Raw genomic sequence first — 5052 nt, forward strand, 5'->3', positions numbered from 1 at the left:
AAAACTAAAATCAAACCGAAAGTTCTTATCGTCGATGATTCAATAACAGCCCGGATTCAAATCAAAAAAGTGGTCAAAAGCTTAAATCTTGACTATATCGAAGCGGTGAATGGCCGTGATGGCTTTCAAAAACTCCTTGATCTGGCAGATCAAAACAAGACGATGATAGAAGAAGTTTTAATCGTAATTTCTGATGCTGAAATGCCAGAAATGGACGGTTATACTTTCATTACTGAAATTCGCAATGACCCACGCCTGGAAAAACTTTACGTTATTTTACACACCTCCATGAGTGGCTCATTTAATCAAAATATGGTCATTAAAGTCGGTGCCGATGGTTTTCTGGCCAAGTTCCAAGCAACAAAACTCGCAGAGCTTTTACAGGAACGTATTAAAGCCTACAAAGAAGGCAATCATGGCACAACCGTTCCTTCCTCAGAACAGCTCGCCGCCGAACATCAAAATCAAAATATGGCAGAAGCTGGCACAAGTGATCCAACAAAATTAGATATGCTTGATGCTAGTGAAGTCATCGAAATCACGGATGATATAGAAATAGAAGGCTTACCTTCCGTAGACGAACCGATACAAGAAAACCAAGAGAAAGAAGAAGAGTATTTAAATCAACTCTTGCAAGAAGTAAAAGCAGATAACAGTGGCAATAACGCCAATCAAGAAAACAACCCACTCGATGATTTGCTTTCTTCAATAGACGACGATAGCAAAAAAGACAAATAAATTACCGTCTCCAAATTTTTTATAATAAAAATATTACTGTTTATGCTCTAAATTCAACAGCCACAGGACTGTATGCTCTAAGGTATTCAAAGTCTTGTTGAATGACATCTAAGCGATTACTTTTTGCTGTTAATATTCCAACGCGATCTATGATTGACTGACTGTTATCAATTTCTTGTCCAGCCTCTACCTCCCAATGAATATTAAACTCACTGCTAAATGATGGTGGTATTAACCTTTTAATTACCCCTTGAGTCTTCGCTAGATACGCCCATAAGAAATAATGACCCGTCATTTTTTGTTGAATAGAAGATGAGAGAGAACCTGTTAGCACTGCGACACTTAAGTCTGCGATATTAACCCCATAAATAGTCTCATACATCTTAACAACTAAAGCGGCCGGTATTCGCGCTCCGACTTCTAAGAAATAAAGCTGATTATTTTCGATGAACAGTTCTAAATGATAAATACCATTATGATACCCTAAAGCTTTGAGACATTGATCAGAAAAATTAAATATAACTGACTGAAGCTCCTTATTTACAACTGGAAAACTTGATAAATTTTTACCTTTTTTAAAACATAAATTAGGAAACAAATATTCTGAGCATGCTTTAAAAATGGGTTTATTCTTATAAAGAACGAAATCACAATGGTACATCTTGCCTACAATAAACTGCTCTGCGATGAAACTATTCTTATTTGGTTTATATTGTGCATAATACCTATCTAAATCATCTTGAGAGTGAATTAATTCGACCCCATAACTTCCGGCTGCATCTATCGGTTTCGCTATAAATCTATTTCCACAGTATGATGACACTTCAACATAATTATTTAAAAGCGGAGTTGAATTAGGTACATTAAGGCTGTGTAGAGAAACTACCTTTTTCATCAGTGACTTATCAGTGACTTATCAGTGAAAAGACGAGCTTCAGAAGGCGTTAATCCAGAAATATTGAAATATTGCCTAAGCTCAGCCGCTACCTCAGTATTGGCTTCACTGGTATTTATGATAGATACGCTTTGAAGGTTGTCCTTTTTAAAATAGCTTTGTAGAGCCTGTATAGTGCTCTCAAGATCTAATGTAATGATAGGACCACAGTATTTTCCAGAAAAGCTAATAATAACTTCATTGAAGTGTTTTTTAGTTTGGTCAGATACATTCTCCGATTCAAGCTGATCTACCACGAGCAATAATTTGTTTTTTTCTGACAATTTTGCTAGAGAATACGATTGCAACCCTACTGATGACAAGAAAATAATCGATTTTTTTCATAATTAATATATTAATCAAAAGCATCTTCATTTAAGATGCTTTTTCTAATATCACCTCACTCGGTCCAGCAGCAAGTGAGCCTGCCCGGCGCGGATCAGCAACACCATAATCACCTTTTGCATCGCCTTTCTCCACAGTTTGTGCAGAACCCATTGCATCAACCTGCTTTAGTTGATGGCCCATTGCCTGTAATTTAAACAATGTATCTAGGCTAATGCCTTGTTCGTATAAGACGACATCTGGCCATAATTGACTATGAATTCTTGGAGCTGCAACACTACTGGCAATATTTAACCCATAGGTTAACCGATTCAATAACACCTGCAAAACCGTCGTAATGATTCGACTCCCCCCGGGTGAGCCAGTCGCCAATAAAGGCTCACCTTGTGGATTTAATACTAAAGTGGGTGTCATTGAGCTTAGCGGCCTTTTCTCAGGTGCCACAGCATTCGCCTCACCTTGTACTAAACCAAAACCATTAGGAACCCCAGGTTTAGCCGTAAAATCATCCATTTCATTATTCAATAAGATACCCGTTCCAGGCACAGTGTAACCATTTCCATAGGAATAATTTAGGGTATAGGTATTCGCAACCATATTACCCGCCTTATCAATCACAGAAAAGTGAGTGGTTTGATGGCTTTCATGGTCATCAAACTTTTTCGCCGAAATTTGTGCAGAAGGCGTGTGATAGTCCCATTGAATTTGCTGACGCAACCGATCAGCATACTTCATCGAAGTTAAACGTTTAAGTGGCATCTTGACAAAGTTAGGGTCCCCTAAATAATGATTGCGATCGCGATAAGCTAAGTTCATCGCCTCAACCATTAAATGGATACTTTGAGCGCTATTTAATCCCAGCTCTTTTAATGGAAATCCAGATAAAATATTTAATAACTCGATGAGTGTCACGCCCCCAGAACTGGGTGGCGGCATAGAAAAGAGAGTATAGCCCTGATAATGACCAATCATCGGCTTCACTTCTTGCACACGGTATTTCTTTAAATCTGCTAAGGTAATTAAACCGCCGTGAGCTTTCATCGCTGAAACGATTTTTTCAGCAATTTCTCCTTGATAAAAAGCCTTTTTTCCTTCTTTCGCAATTAAAGCTAAGCTATTGGCTAAATCGCCCTGAACTAAAAGCTCTCCAGGCTCATAGTTTTTATTATTATTTTTCAAAAAATAATTTTTTTAGAAGCCGTAGATTTTTCTAATCTATTTTTTGCTTGAGCTAAAGATGATGCTAAATCAGGCGTAACACGAATCCCCTGGCGCGCAAGATGAATTGCCGGCTGCATCACCTCAGCAAGAGACAGAGTGCCGTATTTTTTCAATGCATAAATTAAGCCTGCAACCGTCCCCGGCACACCAGTGGCTAGATAAGTTTGGCTAACTTTATGATGGTCGACATTACCCTGTTGATCAAGATACATATCGGCACTCGCTGCCAAGGGTGCTTTTTCACGATAATTAATCGCTATTGCCTTATGCTCTTTATTGAGCCAAATAAGCATAAAACCACCACCACCCAGATTCCCTGCACGCGGTAATGTCACAGCTAAAGCAAAACCAACAGCAACCGCCGCATCAACTGCATTACCTCCCTTAGCTAAAATATCTCGGCCCACTTGAGTCGCTAAGGCTTCTTGAGTCGCGACCATCCCACTTGCAGCCCAAACGGGGTGAAAACGCTCAGTTGCTTCTTGAATCACCTTTGATGCTGTCGCACTGGTGATAGAAATGCATAAACTCAGAATAATACTAATTAATCTACTCAACTTACCTATCCTTGTCGATACCATGAAAGTTACTTTGCCAATTCGCCCACAGAGGCTAACGATTATTAAAACATAAAATACATACTTTTTATAATCAAAGATGCTCATTTTCTGGTGCCATCAGTTTTTTCAAATACCATGCTGAACTCATCATAAGCTCACCTAACTTCACAGCTATTTCTAATCAATCCGCAAAATGTTAAAGCCACTTGTTATAAAAAGCCAGGTTGCCTAATCACAAAAAATAGACTCTAATTTTTATAGCAGTCGCCAATAATTAAGATTAGGCAGTTATCGTTTGTTTAAGAAGATTATATACATATTACTCTATTTTATTTTAACTTTAACAAGTTTTGCTAACCCCTGTGACAATAAAATACTCAAGGTCGGCTGGGAAGATTGGCCACCCTACCAATACAGAGATCAAAACAATCAAATCACCGGCTTAGACATCGAACTCATTCAACATCTGGCAAAAGCAGCGAATTGCAAAATCAAACTTATAGAGCGCCCTTGGAAGCGCCAGCTGGCATAGTTAAAACTTGGCACACTGCATATTGCCATGTCCGCCTCTAAAACCAAAAAACGACAAACCTACGCCTTTTTTAGTGAGCCTTACCGCAGTGAGAAAATGGTGCTGTTTTCCTATCGAGGCAATACTAAGCTAGCAAGCATCACCCATATTTATGACCTTATAAATTACTCCTTTAAGCTAGGTACTACTCGTGGTTATTTTATGGCGATCAATTTTCAGAGATTCAAAAAAACATCAAAAGCTACCCAAAATTAAAAATTATTGAGCACAAATCAACTCAACTTTCTGTTAACGCCCTAAAAAATAAACGTATTGATGGCTTGCTAGGTGATATCTATGTCGTCAGAAATATACTAGGTAAGAACAAGAACGTGATTCATTATCCGTTAATCGTCAATCAAGATGATATCTTCTTAATGTTTAGTCAAAAATCAACATCACATGAATTAGTGAACCATCTCAACCAATTTATTCAAAAATTCTTAAAAAGCGACGACTATCAGCAAGTTTTCAAAAAAATATCTCACATAATTAACGTGAGTTCGATATAAGGTTCTATTGAAAAAGCAGCCCGTTTGCAATTAATCTTTAGGTTCTCACAATCTAAATCCATTGCAAGGAGCTGCTTATGGATACCGGCTTAATCGGTTTGTTTTGCATTGTCGATGACTTTTGTCAGGTTTTCTTGCCTCACTGGAAAGCCTCATTACTTGAGTACCAAG

The 5052-nt window shown here is 38.1% G+C and carries 4 protein-coding genes and 2 pseudogenes; 3 read left to right on the top strand and 3 right to left on the bottom strand.

The genetic code is table 11. The features are described 5' to 3' along the window. Positions 1-738, top strand: a 738-nt coding sequence (locus BGC07_RS03580; RefSeq protein WP_139121744.1) for a response regulator, incomplete at its 5' end; no start/stop codon positions are given. A 40-nt stretch (positions 739-778) separates the two neighbouring features. Here the strand turns inward: BGC07_RS03580 and BGC07_RS03585 are convergent. The 3 genes and pseudogenes from BGC07_RS03585 to ggt all read right to left on the bottom strand — a co-directional run bounded on the left by BGC07_RS03585 (position 779) and on the right by ggt (position 3819). Then, entirely contained in the window at positions 779-1633 is an 855-nt protein-coding gene (locus tag BGC07_RS03585) for an ATP-grasp domain-containing protein (RefSeq protein WP_069311987.1), read from the bottom strand. Next, the gene (locus BGC07_RS03590) at positions 1633-1956 is read right to left on the bottom strand and encodes a hypothetical protein (protein WP_069311988.1); all 324 of its coding nucleotides are present in this window, start codon (positions 1954-1956) and stop codon (positions 1633-1635) included. Before BGC07_RS03590 ends, BGC07_RS03585 begins: the two co-directional genes overlap by 1 nt. 91 nt (positions 1957-2047) lie before the next feature. After that, positions 2048-3819 (bottom strand): annotated as a pseudogene (ggt, locus tag BGC07_RS03595) (gamma-glutamyltransferase). Between the two features lie 274 nt (positions 3820-4093). Between ggt and BGC07_RS03600 the strand changes: the two are divergent. Together BGC07_RS03600 and BGC07_RS24110 are read left to right on the top strand one after the other, a co-directional pair. Further along, positions 4094-4330 (top strand): substrate-binding periplasmic protein, encoded by a 237-nt coding sequence (locus tag BGC07_RS03600; RefSeq protein WP_069311989.1) that lies wholly within the window; start codon positions 4094-4096, stop codon positions 4328-4330. Positions 4331-4958: 628 nt separating this feature from the next. Beyond that, positions 4959-5052 (top strand): annotated as a pseudogene (locus BGC07_RS24110) (IS982 family transposase); the annotation flags it as partial.

The sequence above is a fragment of the Piscirickettsia litoralis genome, from assembly GCF_001720395.1.
Taxonomy (GTDB): Bacteria; Pseudomonadota; Gammaproteobacteria; order Piscirickettsiales; family Piscirickettsiaceae; genus Piscirickettsia; species Piscirickettsia litoralis.